This window comes from Methylorubrum aminovorans (genome assembly GCF_022179725.1).
Taxonomy (GTDB): domain Bacteria; phylum Pseudomonadota; class Alphaproteobacteria; order Rhizobiales; family Beijerinckiaceae; genus Methylobacterium; species Methylobacterium aminovorans.
Window position 1 is genome coordinate 213,737 of record NZ_BPRC01000008.1, and the last position, 18,933, is coordinate 232,669.

Here is an 18,933-nt window from a genome sequence, read left to right on the forward strand (position 1 = left end):
CTCCCCTCCCCGTGAGAGGGAGGAGAGGAGCGGTCTCACTCGCAGACGCGCACGCGCCGGATATAGATGTCGCCGTAGGGGTCGATGGTCTCGCGGCGCTCGAAGTGGCAGATCGGACCCTCGACATAGACCGGCGGCGGGGGCGCCCGGTAGACCGGCTTGCCCGGATAATAGGGATCGTTGGCCGCTGCGATGGCGCCGCCAACGGCGAGGCCGCCGAGCAGGCCGAGTGCCGCCGCCCCGCCCGGTCCGATGCCGTCCCGTGCCTGGGCGGCGGGCGCGGCGCCGAGCGCCAGGGCGCCGGCCAGCACACCGCCGAGAAGGATGTTCCTCATCGTCGAAACTCCTCAGAATCGCGCCGAGCGCGCTCGCTTTAGCGTCGGCACCACCGCCGGGCCCGCGGCCCAAGCGTGGCAGTGCCATGGGGGAGAAGAACACCCCGTTTGAGGCCAATCTTCGGCATGCCGTCCCCCCTGCCTGCCGCCTCGCGCGGCCACCCCAGCTCGCGCGTGCGCCGAAGCACCTGAGCGGGGGCACTCGATCAAGGGCACCGGGGTGACCATACGTGTCTTGCTCCGTTTCCTCGCCCCATTGCCCTGCCGCCCCGTTTCCTTGCGCACCGCCCCCAAATCGTTGCAGAAGTGCGCGCCGTTCCGGATGTGTCCCAAAGCCCCTCGCACACCGCTCTTGAAGCGGACTCGTGAGCGGCAGCAGACAGCGGGCGGCGATCCGGAACGGATCCGGTGCCAACGTCGATCACGGTGCGAACTCCCATGACGCAGACCCTTCGCCTCGGTATCGCGGGGCTCGGCACGGTCGGTGCCTCCGTCCTGGGCATGGTCGCCCGCCGCGCCGAGGCGCTCACCGCCGCGACCGGCCGCACCATCACCGTCACCGCCGTCTCCGCCCGCGACCGGAGCCGCGACCGCGGCGTGGACCTCTCGGGCCTGCACTGGTTCGACGATCCGGTAGAGCTGGCGCGCTGGGGCGAGATCGACGTGTTCGTCGAACTCGTCGGCGGCTCGGAAGGGGCGGCCAAGGCGGCGGTCGAGGCGGCGCTCGGCGCCGGCAAGCATGTCGTGACCGCCAACAAGGCGCTGCTCGCCCATCACGGCGCAGCGCTTGCCCGCTTGGCCGAGGAGCGCGGCGTGGCGCTCGCCTACGAGGCGTCGGTGGCCGGCGGCATCCCGGTGATCAAGGCGATCCGCGAGGGACTGACCGGCAACACGATCAGCCGCGTCTACGGAATCCTCAACGGCACCTGCAACTACATCCTCAGCCGCATGGAGGCGGAGGGGCTCACCTTCGAAGCCTGCCTCAAGGATGCGCAGGCGCTGGGCTACGCCGAGGCCGACCCGACCTTCGACGTCGAGGGCTTCGACACCGCCCACAAGCTCGCCATCCTCACGAGCCTCGCCTTCGGCGTGGAGATCGACGCCGAGGGCGTCTCCGTCGAGGGCATCTCGGCGATCCAGCCCCTCGACCTCACCATGGCCGACGAACTCGGCTACCGCATCAAGCTGCTGGGCGTCGCCCAGGCGACCGCCGAGGGCATCGAGCAACGGGTGCACCCGACCATGGTGCCGAAGGCCTCGGCCATCGCCCAGGTCATGGGCGTGACCAACGCCGTCACGGTCGATGCCGACGCGGTCGGCGAGCTGACCCTGATCGGCCCCGGTGCGGGCGGGGCGGCCACGGCCTCGGCGGTCGTCGCCGACATCACCGATGTGGCACTCGGCCTCGTGCGCCCGACTTTCGGTCAGCCGATGGCGAACCTCGCAAGCCCCCGACGAGTCGAGATGCAGCGCCACGAGGGCGGCTACTACATCCGGCTCACCGTGCACGACCGCACCGGCGTCGCGGCCGGCGTCGCCACCCGGATGGCGGAGGCCAACATCTCGATCGAGAGCATCGTCCAGCGCCGCTCGGCCAAGGCCGCCTCCAGCGACCCGCAGGGCCTGTCCGGCCAGCCCGTGCCGCTGGTGCTGATCACCTACGCCGCCACCGAGGGCAATGTCCGGAAGGCACTGGCCGCCATCGACCGCGACGGCCTGCTCGCCGAGGCGCCGCAGTTGATCCGGATCGAGCGCGAATAGGCCGGAGGCCGGCCGCGCTTCCGGCAAGATGCTGCCGGAGGTAACATCCGGTTCAGGAACGAAACAGCATCACATCGCGTCTCGTCCCGCATGCGCTCGGGCGCAGCCGGGGCGATGGCCGGCAATCGGCACCGGCCGAAAACAGGCCGGCCCCTGGGGATAAGGAACGAAGCGCGATGTCGGTGGCCAATACCGGGATCTTCAGTGATCCCACGGCGCGGGGCCTGACGCTCGAACTGGTGCGGGTGACGGAGGCCGCCGCCATCGCCGCCGCCCGCCTGCGCGGCCACGGCCGCGAGAAGGAGGCGGATCAGGCCGCTGTCGATGCCATGCGCGCCGAACTGATGGTGCTGCCGATCGAGGGCCGCGTGGTGATCGGCGAGGGCGAGCGCGACGAGGCGCCGATGCTGTTCATCGGCGAGCCCGTCGGCACCGGCCACGGTCCGTCCGTGGATATCGCGGTTGATCCTCTGGAGGGCACGACGCTCTGCGCCAAGGACATGCCGGGCGCCATCGCCGTGATGGCGCTGGCCGAGCGCGGCTCGCTGCTCGCCGCCCCCGACGTGTACATGCAGAAGATTGCCATCGGCCCCGGCTACCCGCCCGGCACGGTCGATCTCGACTGGAGCCCGGCCAAGAACATCGCCTCGCTCGCCCGCGCTAAGGGCGTCGAGCCCGCGGGCGTCACCGCGATCATCCTCGATCGGCCCCGGCACATGGACCTGATCGCCGCCGTGCGCGACACCGGTGCCAGCATCCGCCTGATCTCGGACGGCGACATCGCCGCGATCATCCACTGCACCAAGCCCGACGAGACCGGCGTCGACATCTACATGGGCACCGGTGCCGCGCCGGAGGGCGTGATCGCCGCGAGCGCGCTGCGCTGCATCGGCGGCCAGATGCAGGGCCGGCTGATCCTCGATTCCGCCGACAAGCGGGCGCGGGCGGCCAAGATGGGCATCACCGAGCCGAACCGGAAATACGACATGCACGACATGGCCCGGGGCGACGTCATCGTCGCGGCCACCGGCGTGACCACCGGGGCCCTGCTCGCGGGCGTGCGGTTCAGCCCCGGCCTGATCGAGACGGAGACGGTGGTCTACCGCTCGAACACCGGCACGGTCCGCCGCATCGCCTGCGAGCACCGCCGGCCTGAGAACGCGCCGGGCTGAACGCGCCCGGCGGCGGGAACGCGATCGTCCCGCCCGCGGTCGCCGCGTGGGACGATGCCCGCGCTCAGCAGGCGACGGGCTGGCCGAACAGCGCCTCGGCGAGGCGGGCCGGCTCGATCGGCTTCTCGCAGTGGATCGCGTCCCGCAGGCGGTTCGGAACGGCGTTCTCCTCATAGCCGGTAGCGAAGACGAACGGCACGCCGCGGGCCCGGAGCGCGTCGGCAACCGGGAAGACCATGACCTCGCGCAGGTTGATGTCGAGAACCGCGCCGTCGATGCGGGGGGTTTCCTCGATCATCGCTAGGGCGTCGTCGATGGTCCCCACGGGACCGATCACCTGCGCCCCGTTCTCCTCGAACACGCGCCGCATATCGTCGGCGATGAAGTACTCGTCCTCGACCACGAGGACGCGCCGTCCGTTGAGCAGTTCGGATCCATCCGACATCGGCCTACCCTCCACTCGCCCCGATTCGCTCGGGATCGCGTCGGGACGGGAGTATAGACCGGGAAATGCGTTTCGCGGAGCCTCGCTCACAGATTTCAAGTTGCCCGCAACTGGAAGCCGGGGCCCGCCGCTGAGGCGGCCTGACGCCTCTTCGAGATTCGGCGGCCGACTTTCGGCGATGATGGTGCGGTGCGCCTTTCGACGGGGAGGTGCGCCGGCCCATCGAAAGGAGACACGTCGACGCCAGGATTGCGGACGCCGACCTGATACCATCAGGTCGGCTAAGGCGCCCGAGCCTCCCCCGAAAGGTGGTCCGCCGGCCTTTGTAAGAAGGCGATGCCCTAGAACAGGCCGCCCTGCATGCGGCCGACGCCCTGCTTGGCCACGGCGTTGTTGGGGTCGAGGCGAGCGGCCTGCTGATAGCTCTCGCTCGCTTCCTTGCGGCGGTTCGTCTTCTCGTAGGCGAGCCCGCGATAGGCCCAGGACCCGGCATCCTTCGCGTTGACGTTGAGCGCCGCGTTGAAGTCCTCGATCGCCTTGTCGTACTGGCCCAGCGTGACCAGGCTCTGGCCGCGGGCGGCGTAGGGGGCGGCAACGAAGGGGTTGCGGTCGATGGCCGCCGCGAAGTCGCCGATCGCCTCCGGGTTCTGGCCCTGCTTCTGCCGCACGAGGCCGCGGGCATGGTAGGCTTCGGCCGACTCGGGAGCGAGGCGGATCGCGACGTTGAGGTCGTTGAGCGCGCCGTTGAGGTCGCCCTGCGCGCGCTCCAGGTTCGCCCGGCCGATATAGGCGGCGGAGAAGTTCGGATCGATGGCGATCGCCTTCGAGAAATCCTGCATCGCGGCGTCGTTGCGGCCGGTCTGGCGGTAGGCGAGCGCCCGGTTGTTGTAGGCCGAGGCCGAGTTCGGATCGAGCTGGATCGCCTTCGAGAAGTCGGTGATCGCCTCGCCGAACTGGCCCGAGCGGGCATAGGCGGCCCCGCGGGTGACGTAGGCGCCGGCATCCGACGGGTTGCGCGAGATCACGTCGCTGAGCGAGGCGATGTTGACGTTGGTGGCCCCCGTGGTGTCGGTCTCCAGCACCGCGAACTGGCGCGGGGCGGTCGCGCTGCCGTAGGTCTCGCAGCCGGCCAGCGCCGCGGCGGTCAGCGCGAGGGCCCCGATCAGCCCCGCCTTGCGTCCGTCCAGCGTCATCCCGATCATCTTCACGTTCTCCCCCGCGCCCGCTCGTCCGGATCTCCGCGGCGGCCCCTCAAGGGCCCGGATCATCCCGTCGCGCGCACGCTGCCGCAACACGGTGAATGGGCGCTTAAGCGGTCTCGCAAAACATCCGCATGGCCGGCGCGGGCCGCGAAGCGAAGGTCTTTTTGAGCCGAATCCGGTGAAGAGCGGGCCCGTTCGTCCGGCGAAGACCGGAGAACGCGCACCGTGCTTTCCGCGAACGCCCTGTCCTCTCCGCTGGAACCTCGGGATGTGGCGAAGGTGTGGCCCGCGCCTTCACGCTGTCGAAGAAGGCTTCGAATCGGGTTCGACTGTGATTTGCTGTTGCGGACGGGCGACAGATTGAATGGTCAAGCTTTCGTGCGCTCTTTGCGACGCACCGACCTCCCCAATCCGGTGGCGAGCACCTCAGCCGAGTGGCTTGAGCCGGGTGACGTGACCCATCTTGCGGCCGGGGCGGGCCTCGGCCTTGCCGTAGAGGTGAAGGTGGGCGCCCGGCTCCGCGAGCAGTCCGACCCAGGAATCGGCCTGATCGCCGATGAGGTTCTCCATCTCCACCGCCATGCCGCCGGTGCGGGCGGTGTCGCCCAGCGGCCAGCCGCAGACGGCGCGCACGGTCTGCGCGAATTGCGAGGTCAGCGCGCCCTCGATCGTCCAGTGACCGGAATTGTGCACGCGCGGCGCGATCTCGTTGACGACGAGGCGAGCGGCGCCGTCAGACCCGGCGATCTCGAACATCTCGACCGCGAGCACGCCGACATAGTCCAGCGCCTCGGCGATGGCGCGGGCGATGGCGATGGCCGCGTCCCCCGTTGCACGCGTCAGCCCCGGTGCGGGCACGCGGGTGAGCGCGAGGATGTGGTCACGGTGCTCGTTGGCGCAGGGGTCGTAGGCCGCGAACGCGCCATCGGGTCCGCGGGCGGCGACCACCGAGATCTCGCGCTCGAACGGCACGAAGCCTTCGAGGATGCAGGGCACGCCCTTGAACTCGGCCAGCAGGGCGGCCGGGTCGTCGCCCTCGCGGATCATGCGCTGGCCCTTGCCGTCATAGCCGAAGCGCCGGGTCTTCAGCACGGCGGGACGGCCGAGCGCCTCCAGGGCCCGGATCAGATCCTCGACCGTATCGACCGCCCGATAGGGCGCCGTCGGGATGCCGAGCGAAGTGACGAAATCCTTCTCCGAGAGGCGATCCTGTGTGGTGAGCAGCGCCGTCGCGCTCGGGCGCAGGGTCGCGTGCTCGGCCAGCACCGCCGCCGTGGCGTGGGGGATGTTCTCGAACTCGTAGGTGACCACGTCGCAGGCATCGGCGAAGGCGGCGAGCGCCGCCGGGTCGTCGTAGGGCGCGAGCGTGTGGGCATGGGCCACGTCGAAGGCCGGGCTGTCGGCGTCGGGGGCGTAGATATGGACCTTGAGGCCGTACTGAGCCGCCGCGAGCGCGATCATGCGCCCGAGTTGGCCGCCGCCGACGATGCCGAGGGTGCCGCCGGGCCGGACATTCGGCGTGGACGTGGAAGAGGCCATGGTGATTCGTGTCGTTGTCAGGCTTGTGAAGTCAGGCTTGCCAAATCAGGCTTGCCAAATCAGGTTTGCGAAGGGTCCGGACGCTCGGCGACGGACTCGGTCTGGCGGGCGCGCCACGCGTCGAGCCGTTCGGCCAAATCGGCATCGGTCAGCGCCAGCACGGCGGCGGCGAGCAGGGCGGCGTTGACGGCGCCGGCCCGGCCGATCGCCAGCGTACCGACGGGGATGCCGGCAGGCATCTGCACGATGGAGAGCAGGCTGTCCTTGCCCGAGAGCGCCTTCGACTCGACCGGCACGCCAAAGACCGGCAGCGGCGTCATCGCCGCCGCCATGCCGGGCAGGTGTGCGGCGCCGCCCGCGCCCGCGATCACCACCTTGAAGCCGGCCTCCCGCGCGCCCTTGGCGAAGGCGACGAGCCGGTCCGGGGTGCGATGGGCCGAGACGATGCGGGCATCGTAGGCGACGCCGAGCGCGTCCAGCGTCTCGGCGGCGTTGCGCATGGTCGCCCAGTCCGACTGGCTTCCCATGATGATCGCGACCGGGGGCGATCCCAGCATCGTCGTCTGGCCCATGACAGAGGGAGCGGACCTGTCAGTCCGCAAGAGGGCCGAATAACAGGGTGCGCCGCACCCCGGCAAGGCAGGCGGCTCGGCAAGGTGTTGAGCGGCGTGTCGGTCGGCCACGCGCCGATCGCCCGAGGCCTGTAAAAATCTCGCGGATTCCCGCCGGATCGCCCGGAGCCGAAATCGACCGACCGCGTTGTGAAGGAAACGGCCATTCGTGGCCGGCCCCCTTACCTCAGCGAGCCCTCAAATGTCCTCCGTGGACCAGAACCTGCGCGCCCGCAACACGACCCATATCGACATCCACGACAGCACCACCCGCAAGCACTGGGCCGACCTGCTCCAGGTCTCCGACGAGCGCCTTCGCAAGGCGGTCCGGATGGTCGGAACCCGCGTGTCCAGCGTCTCGGCCTATCTCGCCAAGTAAACCCTTCCGTCGCGAACCTCCCGCGCCACCTCGATCGCGGGCGCGCTGGAAAGTGGCGCCGACGGGACTTTGCAGAAGGCCGGGAGGGTCCGAACCTCTTCCGGCCTTTTCTACGCGATGATGTCCGGCGTGATCTGATCTTCGAGATGGGTGATCCGGTCGCGCAGGACGAGCTTGCGCTTCTTCAGCCGCTGCAATTGGAGCTGATCGACGGCGACGCTGAGCTTCAGCGCCTCGATGGCTTCGTCGAGATCCCGGTGCTCTTCCCGCAACCGACTGAGTTCCCCGGCCGGATCCGCGACCGCATCGTTGGCAACCTCGTCCGCCATCATTGCTCGAAACACATCACCGGCCTTGACCGGGGGCGACCATGCGCCAAGCCCGACCGTGGGGCAAGGCGCAGGACCGGGTTCTCCCGCCCCGTCGAAGCTGGCAACGGTCAAGTTTAGCCCCGATCGTCACTTCGCCCCCACTCCTGAAGATTTGAAATCACCTTGTTACGGACTCATCCATTTTGCCGCCGAATGGCTTCGACACGCCCGCCATCCTGTGCCAGTCTACCCCCGTCCGAAACAGTGACAGGAGCGACACCTCATGTCCTTGCAGACGCATTTGAGCCAGCTCGCCGCCAAGCACGAAGCCCTGGAGCGCGAGCTTCACCACGCGATGCAATCCCTCGCCAGTGACGATCTCCGCATCGCCGAACTCAAGCGTAAGAAACTGCACCTTAAGGACGAAATCGAGCGCCTGCGCGGAGACACCCTCCACTAGCGGCATTCCGGCCGGCCCCGCCCCGGGAGACGCCGCTGGCCCTCTTCCTCTCCCGACTCGGACCACGACCTCACCGCCGCCTGGGACACCAGCGCGGCGGTTCTGCTGTCAGGCCGGCGCGCGGCGGTGAATTCCGCGCTATCATCGTCCTCGAACGGGCCGGATCAACCGGCCGCACGAGGAAACGCCGATGTCCGTCGCCCCGCCCGTTGACGGTGCCTACGCCGCCCTTCACGCCGCCTCCCTCACGGATCGGGAAGGCTTCTGGCTGAAGGCCGCCGCGGCGATCGATTGGGACGTTGCGCCGACCCGCGCCTTTGATGCGGAGCAGGGCGTCTACGGCCGCTGGTTCCCGGATGCCCGGCTCAATGTCTGCCGCAACGCCGTCGACCGGCATGCGGAAGGCGGGCGCGCCGACCAGGCCGCGATCATCCACGATTCGCCCGTCACCGGCACCCGGCGCACGATCACCTACGGCGCGCTGCGCGACGAGGTGGCGGTTCTCGCCGGCCTGCTGACCAACCTCGGCGTGACCAAGGGTGACCGCGTCGTGATCTACATGCCGATGGTGCCCGAAGCCCTGTTCGGAATGCTGGCCTGCGCCCGGATCGGCGCGATCCACTCTGTGGTGTTCGGGGGCTTCGCCGCCAACGAACTCGCCGCCCGGATCGAGGATGCCGCGCCCAAGGTGATCCTGGCCGCCTCCTGCGGCATCGAGCCGGCCCGCACCGTCGCCTACAAACCGCTGCTCGATGCGGCGATCGAGCGTTCCAGCCACAAGCCCGACGCCTGCCTGATCCTGCAGCGACCGCAGGCCGAGGCCAGCCTGATCGAGGGGCGCGACCGGGATTGGGCACAGAGCGTCGCGCGGGCCCGCGCAGCCGGACGCCGAGCCGACCCGGTGCCGGTCGCAGCGACCGACCCGCTCTACATCCTCTACACCTCGGGCACGACCGGGCGCCCCAAGGGCGTGGTGCGCGACAGCGGCGGCTACTGCGTCGCGCTAGAGTGGTCGATGGCCAACCTCTACGGCGTCGCGCCCGGCGAGGTCTATTTCTGCGCCTCCGACATCGGCTGGGTGGTGGGCCATTCCTACATCGTCTACGCGCCGCTGCTGCACGGCTGCACGACGGTGCTCTACGAGGGCAAGCCGGTCGGCACGCCGGATGCCGGCGCCTTCTGGCGGGTGGCGGCCGAGCACGGCGTCTGCACGCTGTTCACCGCGCCGACGGCCCTGCGCGCGATCAAGAAGGAGGATCCGCGGGCCGAGCAGATCGGCGGCTACGATCTGTCGACGTTCCGCGCGCTGTTCCTGGCCGGCGAGCGGGCCGACCCGGATTCGGTCGCCTGGGCCGAGCGGGCGCTGGAGCGGCCGGTGATCGACCATTGGTGGCAGACCGAAACCGGCTGGGCGATCGCCGGCAACCCGATCGGGATCGAGCGGCTGCCGGTGAAGTACGGCTCCACCGCCAAGCCGATGCCGGGCTACGATCTCCACGTGCTCGACGAATCCGGCCGACCGGTTCCTCCCGGCACGATGGGCACCATCGCCCTCAAGCTCCCGCTGCCGCCGGGCTGCCTGCCGACCCTGTGGGGCTCGGACGCGCGCTTCCGCCAGAGCTATCTCTCAACCTTCCCCAGCTTCTACGACACGTCGGATGCAGGCGTGGTGGATGCCGACGGCTACGTCACGGTGCTCGGCCGGACCGACGACATCATCAACGTGGCCGGCCATCGCCTCTCCACCGGCGGCATGGAGGCGGTCCTGGCCTCGCATCCGGATGTCGCCGAATGCGCGGTGATCGGCATCCGCGATTCCTTGAAGGGCGAGGCGCCCTGCGGCTTCGTGGTGCTCAAGGCCGGTGTCGCCAAAGACCCGGAGACGATCGAGCGCGAGCTGGTCGCCCGCATCCGTGAGGAGATCGGCCCCGTGGCCGCCTTCAAGCTGGCACTGACCGTGGGGCGCCTGCCGAAGACGCGCTCCGGAAAGATCCTGCGCGGAACGATGAAGCGCATCGCCGACGGCGAGGCGTTTTCCATGCCGCCGACCATCGAGGACCCGACCGCCCTGGAGGAAATCGGCGACAGCCTGAAGGCGCGCGGGATCGGTGGGTAGAGCCGCGCTCCGTCCTGCGGACTGGACGTCCTGGTTCAGTTCCGCACGGACAGGTTCAGGGACAGAATGTGATCCACCTCGGTGCCGCCCGGCGACGCCCGCGCGGTCTGGTTCATGTAGCCGATCTCGACCGTCGATTCCCCGCCGATCGGCACTTCGAGCCCGACGAAGGTGCGAACGCGATCGAAGCCGGCGCGGGTCCCCCAGTCGGTGTCGTTCAGTGCCACGAACGCCTCCACCCAGCCGACCGCCGAAACGCTGTCCTTCTCCTGTGTCAGCGGTTTGGTGAACCGCAGGTTCTCGCGCAGGCGGAAGCCCACGTCCCGCCCGGCGGATTGCCAGCGCTGCTCGAAGCGGGTGCGGGAGGAGACCTTCACGCCGGAGATCTCGCCGATCTTCCAGTTGATCTCCTGGAAGCTGCGATCCTCGAACCGCACGGGCCCCGTCCCGTCGCGGTTCTCGATATAGGCGTAGCCCTGGTAGAGGGTGAGCCGCTCGTTCACCTTCCAGCCGATCGCCGGGCGCAGGATCAGCTGATCGAGCTGCGAGATGCCGTTGCCGAAGCGCGGCTGGACCTCGGCGAAGAAGGCCAGATCCCCGACCGACCCGAACAGGGTGGTGTTGATCCAGAGCTGCCCGTCCTGAACCGTCTCGGCGGCGGCTCGCCCTCCCGACACGGCGAGGCACAGGGCAGCCAGGAGGAGACGTGCGCGTCCGATCACGATCCATTCCCCCGCGGCACCGGCCCATCGCCGGCCGCCGATCCTGTTCGAGAGGGATTAGTTCGCGCCGGAGACGAATCGTCAAGCTTGTCACGGAGGCGCGTTTCAGGCCAGGCGCTCGGACCTGAACCGGGCTGCCGCGGCGAGCAGGCGGTAGAGCACGACCGCGTTGAGGCCGTGCCAGAGGAAATGCGTGCCGAGCGGCAAACGGGTGCAGACGCTCACATCGGCCGTGCGGAAGGCGAGCGAGACGAGGAAGATTCCGGCAGTGGCGAGCACGGAGCGGGCGGTGGCGGACGACCGCCTCAGGAGCGCGAGGCCGACGCAGAGCAGCGCCAGGATCGCCGGTGCGTAGTCTATCGAGCCGTTGGTGAGGTCCGAGACCGAGCGCCCGGTCATCGCATCGAGGGCCGGCGTCAGGCCGAAACTGAGGGCGGCAAACGCGAGCGTGAGGGCGGTCGCTGCCGGTGGCCGGAGGCCGAAGAAGCGAACCATGGCCAGCGCGAAGTAGCCGTAGATGAAGACGGCGATGGGGATCACGTCGGCCAGCATCGACCAGCGGTTCGCCAGGGTGTGAAACAGGAACGAGCCGATCCCCACCACGAAGGTCACGGCAGCGAGCGCCAGGACCGGGCCGTCGCCGCGGGCGCGCCGCGCCGCGAGCCCGGCCGCGATGAGGAAGGCGGCGTTCGTCAGGGCATTGACCGGCTCGGCCCAGAAGCCGGCATCGCCGCGCTCGCAATAGGCCCGCACCGGCTCGAACCACGACGCGTCCATGATGCGCTCCTCCGCGCCCGCTTGAGCCCAGGTGCCTTGCCAGGGCCGCGCGAAGGCCCGATGACGGGAGCCCCTCCGGCCGAGCCTCCTCCGAGCCCCATGCGGATCACCACCTGGAACGTCAATTCGATCAAGCAGCGGGTCGGCCACCTGCTGGGCTTCCTCGACGAGGCCAAACCCGACGTCGTCTGCCTGCAGGAGCTGAAATGCCAGGACGCGGCCTTCCCCCGCGCCGAGATCGAGGCGGCGGGCTACGCCTGCGAGACGCTGGGGCAGAAGGCCTATAACGGCGTCGCCCTTCTGGTGCGTGCGCCGCTCCAGTACACCCAATTGCTGCGCGGCCTGCCGGGCGACGCCGAGGACGAGCAGGCGCGCTACATCGAAGCGCTGGTGCACGACGAGGGCACGGCGCCGGTGCGGATCGCCTCGATCTACCTGCCGAACGGCAACCCGGCGCCGGGGCCGAAATACGCCTACAAGCTCGCCTTCATGGCCCGCCTGCGGACGCATGCCCGCGCCCTGATGACGACCGAAGAGGCGCTGGTGCTGGCGGGCGACTTCAACGTCATCCCCGAGCCCGAGGACGCCGCCGACCCGGCCGCCTGGACGCAGGACGCGCTGTTCCTGCCCGAGACCCGCCGCGCCTTCCGCGCGCTTCTGGCGGAAGGGTTCACCGACGGCCTGCGGGCCTGCGAGCCGAGCGCCGGGCTCTACACCTTCTGGGACTATCAGGCCGGCTGCTGGCCGCGGAATCAGGGCATCCGCATCGACCACCTGCTGCTCTCGCCGCAAGCCGCCGACCGCCTCGTCTCGGCCTCGGTGCAGAAGCATCTGCGCGGGCTGGAAAAGCCGTCGGACCACGTGCCGGTGACGGTGGAGCTGACCAACGGGTGATCGGCCGCTTTTTCCTCCCCCGCAGAGGGGGAGGGTTCATGGCGGCTACCGCCGCCGCCGGGTCGAGCCTGTCGGCAGCGACTGCGCCTGGGCCATCGCGTCGATCCGGTCAGCCTCGCTCGCCGAGGCCCAGGCCTTGTCGTAGAGGTTGACGATCCAGGTATCCGCCGCGCCCTGCGCGCCGGTGCGAGCGATGGCGAGCCAAGTCAGGCCCTTCACGGTCTGGCGCTGCACGCCGGTGCCGTTGACGAGCATGTCGCCGAGCAGCGCCTGGGCCGGGCGATGCCCCTTCTCGGCGGCGAGGTTGAACCAGCGCGCGGCTTTGCGCGGATCCTGCTCGACGCCGGTGCCGTCGAGGTAGAGCCGGGCGAGGTTGTACTGCGCGTTGGGGTCGCCGAAATACGACGCCGCGTAGTTGAACATGTCGTAGGCGCGCTCGGCATTCGGGCGCACGTAAGTGCCCTTGATCCCTTCCAGGAAGTAGGTGCCGAGCGCGTTGAAGGCGCTCGCGACCACGCCGGAATTCGGAGTGTCGGGTGAGTCGTCGGTGTTGTCGTCGGCGATGCGCGAGAAATACTCGAACGCCTTGAGGTCGTCGTGGGGCACGCCGTCGCCGTCCGCGTACATGCGGCCGAGCTTCCACAGCGCCAGGGTCTGGCCCTGGTCGGCGGCGTATTCGAGCGCCCGCACGGCACCCTGCTTGTCGCCCGCGTTGTAGTCGCGCACACCGGAGCGCAGGGCGTCGCGGCCCGAGCGGTACCCCTTCTCGGGGACCGGGGTGCGGACGGTCGCGTCGAGCGCCGTGCCGGGATCGACGGCGGCGACCGCCAGCGCGAACCCCAGAAATCCAGCGAGCAGACCCGCGCGGAGCCGACCTAGATCGACCCCGGCCGGCCGCGCGGGCCGGAGAGGGACGGTCCTAGATATCGGCATAGCTCTGCGTCTCCCTGGCGCCGCCCGGATGGGTCACGGCGCCGTTCACCGCAGGCCCGACGGTCTGCGCATATTTCCAGAGGTAACCGGAGGTCGCGGCATTGCCCCGCGGCGTCCACGCGGCCCGGCGCTGGGCCAGCTCCTCGTCGGAGAGCGCCACGTCCAGCGTTCCCTTGATCGCGTCCAGCGTGATGATGTCGCCGTCGCGCAAGAGGCCGATCGGTCCGCCGATGGCGGCCTCGGGGCCGACATGGCCGACGCAGAAGCCGCGGGTCGCGCCGGAAAAGCGCCCGTCAGTGATGAGGGCCACCTTGTCGCCCATGCCCTGGCCGTAGAGGGCAGCCGTGGTCGAGAGCATCTCGCGCATGCCGGGGCCTCCCTTCGGGCCCTCGTAGCGGATGACCAGAACTTCGCCGGGCTTGTAGGTGCGGTTCTGCACCGCCTCGAAACAGGCCTCCTCACCGTCGAAGACGCGGGCCGGGCCGGTGAAGACCTGACTCGACGCGGGCATGCCGGCGACCTTCACGATCGCCCCCTCGGGGGCGAGGTTGCCCTTGAGACCGACCACGCCACCGGTGACGGTGATCGGCTGGTCGGCCGGGCGCACCACGTCCTGATCCGGATTCCAGGCCACCTTAGCGAGGTTTTCCGCAATCGTCCGGCCGGTCACGGTGAGGCAGTCGCCGTGGAGATAGCCATGGTCGAGCAACGTCTTCATCAGGAGCGGGATGCCGCCGACCTCGAACATGTCCTTGGCGACGTAGCGCCCGCCGGGCTTCAGGTCGGCGATGTACGGCGTCTTGCGGAAGATCTCGGCGACGTCGAACAGGGTGAACTCGATGCCGCACTCGTGCGCGATCGCCGGCAGGTGCAAGGCCGCGTTGGTCGAACCGCCCGAGGCCGCCACCGTGGCGGCGGCGTTCTCGAGGGCCTTACGGGTGACGATGTCGCGCGGGCGGATGTTCTTGGCGATCAGCTCCATCACCTTCTCGCCGGCCGCCGCGCAGAATTGGTCGCGGATCTCGTAGGGCGCGGGGGCGCCGGCCGAGTAGGGCAGCGCGAGGCCGATCGCTTCGGAGACGGTGGCCATGGTGTTGGCGGTGAATTGGGCACCGCAGGCACCGGCGGAGGGGCAGGCCACCCGCTCCAGCTCGTCGAGATCGTCGAGGCTCATGTCGCCGACGGCGACCTTGCCCACCGCCTCGAACAGGTCCTGCACGGTCACCGGCCGGCCGCGGAACGAGCCGGGCAGGATCGAGCCGCCGTAGATGAAGATCGAGGGCACGTTGAGGCGCACCATGGCCATCATCATGCCGGGCAGGGACTTGTCGCAGCCGGCCAGGCCGACGAGGGCGTCGTAGGAATGGCCGCGGATCGTCAGCTCGACCGAGTCGGCGATGACCTCGCGCGAGGGCAGCGAGGCGCGCATGCCGCCGTGCCCCATGGCGATGCCGTCGGTGACGGTGATGGTGCAGAATTCGCGCGGGGTGCCCTTGGCAGCGGCGACGCCCTTCTTCACCGCTTGCGCCTGGCGCATCAGCGAGATGTTGCAGGGTGCGGCCTCGTTCCAGCACGAGGCGACGCCGACCAGCGGCTGGTGGATCTGCTCGGTGGTCAGGCCCATGGCATAGAGGTACGAGCGGTGGGGCGCGCGCTCGGGCCCTTCCGTCACGTGCCGGCTCGGCAGCTTCGACTTGTCGGTCTGACGCGCGTCCATCGCTGATCTCGTGCCCCGGTCCGGTTACGCCCCCGAGGCCGCGCCGCCTGCTACGGCTTCACGCGGAAAAACGTCCTTCGACGTCCTCGAAACTCTGCGGTAAGGCGTTGGAGCGACAGCGTTTACCGCGACCCCGGAAGTCGTCCCGGTTTATGGTGGGATTGCGGCGCTCAAAGGCACAGCTCAAGGCAAAGTCAGGTTGCTTTCGCGGTGTGTCGGACCCGCAACAGCCGAGCTTGCGCCGGCTCCGGGAAGACTTCGCACGGTCAACGTGCATCCATCCTCCCCGCTCCCGCGAGGAGATGGTTTTTCAGCCAGATTTCCGACTGTCTTCTCCCGTCGAAACCGAGATCTTGCGAGAGTCCGATGGTCACGATCGTCGCGGCAGATCAGTTTCTGCAGTGACGCCCGCTTCGGCTCCGAATGTTCCGGACGAGCGGAATGGCGAGAGCCGGTGCTTCCCCCACGACAATGCAGTCGAGCACCGTCGAACAGGCTTGGAATGCCTCACGAAACTCCCGAGCACCGAGCCGGACTCGCTCCGGCGCCGGCGGTGCGGCGGGAGTTTCGCGGAAGACATTCAGCGCGGGCCGATGACAGGATCGGGGATACTGGCCTCGACCAGTCGGTCGCTCTCATCCTTCAGGTTCACGCCCGTCAGCCCGCGAGAAAAGGCCTGGGTCAGCAGCCAGTTCAGCTTGAATGCGGCGAGTTCGAAGCTCAGGCCGGCGGGCCGGACATTGGAGATGCAGTTTCGTTCCGCATCCGAACGCCCCGGTCTCGGATCGAAGGTGACGTAGAGTCCGAGGCTATCGGGCGAGGACAGACCGGGGCGCTCGCCGATCACCACCACCACCGCGCGGGCTTTCAGCGCGGCGCCGACGGCATCCCCCAGCGCGACGCGGGCCTGCGTGGCGATCACGACCGGGGCGAGGCGCCAGCCGGCCCGCTCGGCATGGGGCTTGAACGCGGCGAGCAGGGCGGCGGCGCCCTCGTGGACCGCCCGCGCCGAGAGGCCGTCGGCGACGACGAGGGCGAGATCGACGGGCTCGCCCGCGGAGTCGGACAGGGCCTTCAGGCTCTCCGGCGAGAGGCGGCGCCCGTAATCGGGGCGGCGCAGATAGGTCGCGCGGTCCTCCGCGCCCGAGGTCACGGTCACGGTCCGCAGGTCCAGGGCCTCGACGGCGCCCGCGACCGCGGCGGCCTCCATCGGCGTGTGCACGGCGTCGCGCGCCTGGGCGTGGGCAAGGCCGAATTTCAGCACCTCGCGGGTCGGCAGGCCGGCGCCGGCGCGGCCGAGGCCGATCCGGGCGGGGGTGAGGCGGGCGAGCCGCTGCCAGAGGGGGTCGGCCTGCGCGCTCATGCGGCCAGATCCGGAGCGGCCGTGAGCAGGCGGGCCTCGGCCCCGCCGGGCAGGAGGGCTCCGCTCGCGTCGGTGAGACCGATGCGGGCGAGCCATTCCTCGAATTCGGGCGCCCGCTTCAGGCCCAGCACCTCGCGGATATAGAGCTGATCGTGGAAAGAGGTGGACTGGTAGTTCAGCATCACGTCGTCGGCACCGGGGATGCCCATCACGTAGGTGCAGCCGGCCGCCCCCAGCAGGGTCAGCAACGTGTCCATGTCGTCCTGATCGGCCTCGGCATGGTTGGTGTAGCAGACATCCACGCCGAGCGGCACGCCCATGAGCTTGCCGCAGAAATGGTCCTCCAGCCCGGCACGGATGATCTCCTTGCCGTTATAGAGGTATTCCGGCCCGATGAAGCCGACGACGGTGTTGACCAGCAACGGGCGGTAGCGCCGGGCGACGGCGTAGGCGCGGGCTTCCAGGGTCTGCTGGTCGATGCCGTGATGCGCATCCGCCGAGAGCGCCGAGCCTTGGCCGGTCTCGAAATACATCACGTTGTCGCCGAGCGTGCCGCGCTTGAGCGCGAGCGCCGCCTGATGCGCCTCCTGCAGGATTGGCAGGGTGACACCGAAGCTCGCATTGGCCCGCTGCGTCCCGGCGATCGACTGGAATACGAGATCGACCGGCAGGCCGCGGTTCATCGCGTCGAGCGTGGTGGTGACGTGGGTGAGCACGCAGGCCTGCGTCGGGATCTCCAGCCGGTCGATGATGCCGTCGAACAGAGTGAGCAGGGCGCCCATGGTCTGGATCGAATCCGAGACCGGATTGATGCCGATCACCGCATCGCCGCAGCCATAGGCAAGACCGTCGAGGATCGAGGCGGTGACGCCCGCCGGATCGTCGGTCGGGTGGTTGGGCTGGAGCCGCACCGCGAGCGTTCCGGGCAGGCCGATCGTGTTGCGGAAGCGCGTGACGACCCGGCACTTGCGGGCGACCAGGATCAGATCCTGGTTGCGCATGATCTTGCTCACCGCCGCGGCGATCTCCGGCGTCACGCCCGGCGCAATTCGCGCCAGCGTCTCGGAGGTGGCGGTGAGCAGGAACTCGCGGAAATCCCCGACCGTCAGGCCGGCGATCTCGGCAAACGCCGCCTCGTCATGGTCGTCGAGGATCAGGCGGGTGACGTCGTCTTCCTCGTAGGGAATCAGCGGACGCGACAGGATCTCCTTGAGCGGCACCTCGGCCAGGCACCAGCGCGCGGCCATGTTCTCCTCGGCCGACTCGGCGGCGATACCCGCAAGGCAGTCGCCGGAGCGCACCGGGGTCGCCTTCGCCATCAGCGTCGCCAGATCGGCGAAAACGTGGGTGCGAGGACCGACGGTGTGGCGATAGGGCATTGCGTGCCTCCTTGGCCTCGTCCGACAGGATGCAGGGGGATCGGGCGTCCTGTCGAGGTGATTTCCGGCAAGATGGTCTCGCCCGACACACGAGCTGTTCGCGCCCGCTGAGCGGGCCTTACGCAAGAATGGCGCCTGCCCGGGACGGCGATCAATCGCACGAGCGCAGGTCGGGTCGAGATCTGGCTATTGCTCAGAGACGTGTTCGAAACCGTGGCGCCGCCGCCTCGCACTGCGAAGCTCATGACGAGACATCCCGAAGACGCCGCCATGAACTGAATCTTCCGATCCGTCGGTCTTTGGCTCACCGAGGACGACGCTTCGGCGCGAGGGTCGCGGCAGCGCACTTTCCTCTACCGCGAAACCCTGCGAACCTTCACTTTGTCGCGTCAGATTGCGGTGGGGTTCCGGGATTTCATCCTCCCACGACTTCACTTTCGTGTCAGATTGCGCATTATTTCGCTTGCCTGCATGCCTGGCATACCAAATAATGCATACCACTGCCGGGGAGGAGACGGGCCCTTGGATCCGCCCGGCAGAGGAAGGAATCGCAACACCCTGCACCGACGCTTCGCAAGCAAAGCACGCCAAACCTACACAACAGGCCTTCACGTCTGTGCAGGCACGAGGGAGCACGCTCATGGCACTATCGTCCACCGCCCCAGACCGGTCGGTACCGTCTTCGAACCGATGGCTTCAAATCGTCTTCGGCGTCATCTGCATGGTGGCTGCGGCCAACATTCAGTACGCCTGGACCCTGTTCGTCCCTGAGATCCAGAAGACCTTCGGCTGGGATCGTGCCGCGATCCAGGTCGCC

18 protein-coding genes and 1 pseudogene are annotated in these 18,933 nt (G+C 69.1%); 7 read left to right on the forward strand and 12 right to left on the reverse strand.

Going from position 1 to position 18,933, the window contains the following annotated elements:
- Positions 1 to 35: 35 nt before the first annotated feature.
- Positions 36 to 335, reverse strand: a complete 300-nt coding sequence (locus MFF24_RS13565; RefSeq protein ID WP_238224897.1) for a hypothetical protein — start codon at positions 333 to 335, stop codon at positions 36 to 38.
- 438 nt (positions 336 to 773) lie between these two features.
- Here MFF24_RS13565 and MFF24_RS13570 point away from each other — a divergent pair, with 438 nt between their 5' ends.
- Together MFF24_RS13570 and glpX are read left to right on the forward strand one after the other, a co-directional pair.
- Complete coding sequence (locus MFF24_RS13570; RefSeq protein ID WP_238224898.1) at positions 774 to 2,096, forward strand: homoserine dehydrogenase; 1,323 nt, start codon at positions 774 to 776, stop codon at positions 2,094 to 2,096.
- A gap of 176 nt (positions 2,097 to 2,272) precedes the next feature.
- Positions 2,273 to 3,268 (forward strand): class II fructose-bisphosphatase, encoded by a 996-nt coding sequence (gene glpX / locus MFF24_RS13575; protein ID WP_108939910.1) that lies wholly within the window; start codon positions 2,273 to 2,275, stop codon positions 3,266 to 3,268.
- Between the two features lie 64 nt (positions 3,269 to 3,332).
- Here glpX and MFF24_RS13580 read toward each other — a convergent pair whose 3' ends face one another.
- The 4 genes from MFF24_RS13580 to purE form a co-directional block, all read right to left on the reverse strand.
- Positions 3,333 to 3,713, reverse strand: coding sequence for a response regulator (locus tag MFF24_RS13580; protein WP_133089514.1), 381 nt, complete (start codon positions 3,711 to 3,713; stop codon positions 3,333 to 3,335).
- Between the two features lie 341 nt (positions 3,714 to 4,054).
- Complete coding sequence (locus tag MFF24_RS13585; RefSeq protein WP_133089515.1) at positions 4,055 to 4,915, reverse strand: tetratricopeptide repeat protein; 861 nt, start codon at positions 4,913 to 4,915, stop codon at positions 4,055 to 4,057.
- A gap of 426 nt (positions 4,916 to 5,341) precedes the next feature.
- Positions 5,342 to 6,454 (reverse strand): 5-(carboxyamino)imidazole ribonucleotide synthase, encoded by a 1,113-nt coding sequence (locus tag MFF24_RS13590; protein WP_238224899.1) that lies wholly within the window; start codon positions 6,452 to 6,454, stop codon positions 5,342 to 5,344.
- 59 nt (positions 6,455 to 6,513) lie between these two features.
- On the reverse strand, positions 6,514 to 7,026 hold the full coding sequence (gene purE / locus MFF24_RS13595) for a 5-(carboxyamino)imidazole ribonucleotide mutase (RefSeq protein ID WP_238224902.1): 513 nt from the start codon (positions 7,024 to 7,026) through the stop codon (positions 6,514 to 6,516).
- Positions 7,027 to 7,267: 241 nt separating this feature from the next.
- Here purE and MFF24_RS13600 point away from each other — a divergent pair, with 241 nt between their 5' ends.
- Positions 7,268 to 7,444, forward strand: a complete 177-nt coding sequence (locus MFF24_RS13600; protein ID WP_108939906.1) for a DUF3606 domain-containing protein — start codon at positions 7,268 to 7,270, stop codon at positions 7,442 to 7,444.
- Between the two features lie 110 nt (positions 7,445 to 7,554).
- On the opposite strand, the gene MFF24_RS13605 is transcribed toward MFF24_RS13600, so the two are convergent.
- A complete protein-coding gene (locus tag MFF24_RS13605) occupies positions 7,555 to 7,776 on the reverse strand; it encodes a YdcH family protein (RefSeq protein ID WP_017485313.1) in 222 nt (73 codons plus the stop codon).
- 262 nt (positions 7,777 to 8,038) lie between these two features.
- On the opposite strand from MFF24_RS13605, the gene MFF24_RS13610 reads away from it, so the two are divergent.
- Positions 8,039 to 8,215, forward strand: coding sequence for a YdcH family protein (locus MFF24_RS13610; RefSeq protein WP_003603176.1), 177 nt, complete (start codon positions 8,039 to 8,041; stop codon positions 8,213 to 8,215).
- Positions 8,216 to 8,405: 190 nt separating this feature from the next.
- Entirely contained in the window at positions 8,406 to 10,331 is a 1,926-nt protein-coding gene (locus tag MFF24_RS13615; protein WP_238224904.1) for a propionyl-CoA synthetase, read from the forward strand.
- A gap of 35 nt (positions 10,332 to 10,366) precedes the next feature.
- On the opposite strand, the gene MFF24_RS13620 is transcribed toward MFF24_RS13615, so the two are convergent.
- Both MFF24_RS13620 and MFF24_RS13625 read right to left on the reverse strand, forming a co-directional pair.
- The gene (locus MFF24_RS13620) at positions 10,367 to 11,053 is read right to left on the reverse strand and encodes a DUF2490 domain-containing protein (RefSeq protein WP_238224906.1); all 687 of its coding nucleotides are present in this window, start codon (positions 11,051 to 11,053) and stop codon (positions 10,367 to 10,369) included.
- A gap of 105 nt (positions 11,054 to 11,158) precedes the next feature.
- Positions 11,159 to 11,830: a ceramidase domain-containing protein gene (locus tag MFF24_RS13625; protein WP_238224908.1), complete on the reverse strand. Its 672-nt coding sequence runs from the start codon at positions 11,828 to 11,830 to the stop codon at positions 11,159 to 11,161.
- A gap of 99 nt (positions 11,831 to 11,929) precedes the next feature.
- Here MFF24_RS13625 and xth point away from each other — a divergent pair, with 99 nt between their 5' ends.
- Positions 11,930 to 12,724 carry an exodeoxyribonuclease III gene (gene xth, locus MFF24_RS13630; protein ID WP_238224910.1) on the forward strand — a complete coding sequence of 265 codons (795 nt, stop codon included), beginning with the start codon at positions 11,930 to 11,932 and terminating at the stop codon, positions 12,722 to 12,724.
- A 45-nt stretch (positions 12,725 to 12,769) separates the two neighbouring features.
- Here the strand turns inward: xth and MFF24_RS13635 are convergent, their stop codons facing one another.
- The 4 genes from MFF24_RS13635 to MFF24_RS13650 all read right to left on the reverse strand — a co-directional run bounded on the left by MFF24_RS13635 (position 12,770) and on the right by MFF24_RS13650 (position 18,116).
- Positions 12,770 to 13,657, reverse strand: coding sequence for a tetratricopeptide repeat protein (locus MFF24_RS13635; protein ID WP_108939902.1), 888 nt, complete (start codon positions 13,655 to 13,657; stop codon positions 12,770 to 12,772).
- Positions 13,644 to 15,374: a dihydroxy-acid dehydratase gene (gene ilvD, locus MFF24_RS13640; protein WP_133089521.1), complete on the reverse strand. Its 1,731-nt coding sequence runs from the start codon at positions 15,372 to 15,374 to the stop codon at positions 13,644 to 13,646. The genes MFF24_RS13635 and ilvD overlap by 14 nt, the downstream gene beginning before the upstream one ends.
- Positions 15,375 to 15,954: 580 nt before the next feature.
- On the reverse strand, positions 15,955 to 16,737 hold the full coding sequence (gene eutC, locus MFF24_RS13645; protein WP_238224911.1) for an ethanolamine ammonia-lyase subunit EutC: 783 nt from the start codon (positions 16,735 to 16,737) through the stop codon (positions 15,955 to 15,957).
- Positions 16,734 to 18,116, reverse strand: a complete 1,383-nt coding sequence (locus MFF24_RS13650; protein WP_238224913.1) for an ethanolamine ammonia-lyase subunit EutB — start codon at positions 18,114 to 18,116, stop codon at positions 16,734 to 16,736. The genes eutC and MFF24_RS13650 overlap by 4 nt, the downstream gene beginning before the upstream one ends.
- A gap of 640 nt (positions 18,117 to 18,756) precedes the next feature.
- Between MFF24_RS13650 and MFF24_RS13655 the strand changes: the two are divergent.
- A pseudogene (locus tag MFF24_RS13655) lies at positions 18,757 to 18,933 on the forward strand (oxalate/formate MFS antiporter); the annotation flags it as partial.

Excerpts from the sequence above, each read along its gene's own strand:
- MFF24_RS13635 (WP_108939902.1), bottom strand. The coding sequence starts at position 13,657 with ATGCCGATATCTAGGACCGTCCCTCTCCGGCCCGCGCGGCCGGCCGGG.
- MFF24_RS13610 (WP_003603176.1), top strand. The coding sequence starts at position 8,039 with ATGTCCTTGCAGACGCATTTGAGCCAGCTCGCCGCCAAGCACGAAGCC.
- MFF24_RS13615 (WP_238224904.1), top strand. The coding sequence starts at position 8,406 with ATGTCCGTCGCCCCGCCCGTTGACGGTGCCTACGCCGCCCTTCACGCC.
- MFF24_RS13625 (WP_238224908.1), bottom strand. The coding sequence starts at position 11,830 with ATGGACGCGTCGTGGTTCGAGCCGGTGCGGGCCTATTGCGAGCGCGGC.
- MFF24_RS13600 (WP_108939906.1), top strand. The coding sequence starts at position 7,268 with ATGTCCTCCGTGGACCAGAACCTGCGCGCCCGCAACACGACCCATATC.
- MFF24_RS13650 (WP_238224913.1), bottom strand. The coding sequence starts at position 18,116 with ATGCCCTATCGCCACACCGTCGGTCCTCGCACCCACGTTTTCGCCGAT.
- glpX (WP_108939910.1), top strand. The coding sequence starts at position 2,273 with ATGTCGGTGGCCAATACCGGGATCTTCAGTGATCCCACGGCGCGGGGC.
- MFF24_RS13580 (WP_133089514.1), bottom strand. The coding sequence starts at position 3,713 with ATGTCGGATGGATCCGAACTGCTCAACGGACGGCGCGTCCTCGTGGTC.
- purE (WP_238224902.1), bottom strand. The coding sequence starts at position 7,026 with ATGGGCCAGACGACGATGCTGGGATCGCCCCCGGTCGCGATCATCATG.
- MFF24_RS13585 (WP_133089515.1), bottom strand. The coding sequence starts at position 4,915 with ATGATCGGGATGACGCTGGACGGACGCAAGGCGGGGCTGATCGGGGCC.
- xth (WP_238224910.1), top strand. The coding sequence starts at position 11,930 with ATGCGGATCACCACCTGGAACGTCAATTCGATCAAGCAGCGGGTCGGC.
- MFF24_RS13605 (WP_017485313.1), bottom strand. The coding sequence starts at position 7,776 with ATGATGGCGGACGAGGTTGCCAACGATGCGGTCGCGGATCCGGCCGGG.
- MFF24_RS13565 (WP_238224897.1), bottom strand. The coding sequence starts at position 335 with ATGAGGAACATCCTTCTCGGCGGTGTGCTGGCCGGCGCCCTGGCGCTC.
- ilvD (WP_133089521.1), bottom strand. The coding sequence starts at position 15,374 with ATGGACGCGCGTCAGACCGACAAGTCGAAGCTGCCGAGCCGGCACGTG.
- eutC (WP_238224911.1), bottom strand. The coding sequence starts at position 16,737 with ATGAGCGCGCAGGCCGACCCCCTCTGGCAGCGGCTCGCCCGCCTCACC.
- MFF24_RS13590 (WP_238224899.1), bottom strand. The coding sequence starts at position 6,454 with ATGGCCTCTTCCACGTCCACGCCGAATGTCCGGCCCGGCGGCACCCTC.
- MFF24_RS13570 (WP_238224898.1), top strand. The coding sequence starts at position 774 with ATGACGCAGACCCTTCGCCTCGGTATCGCGGGGCTCGGCACGGTCGGT.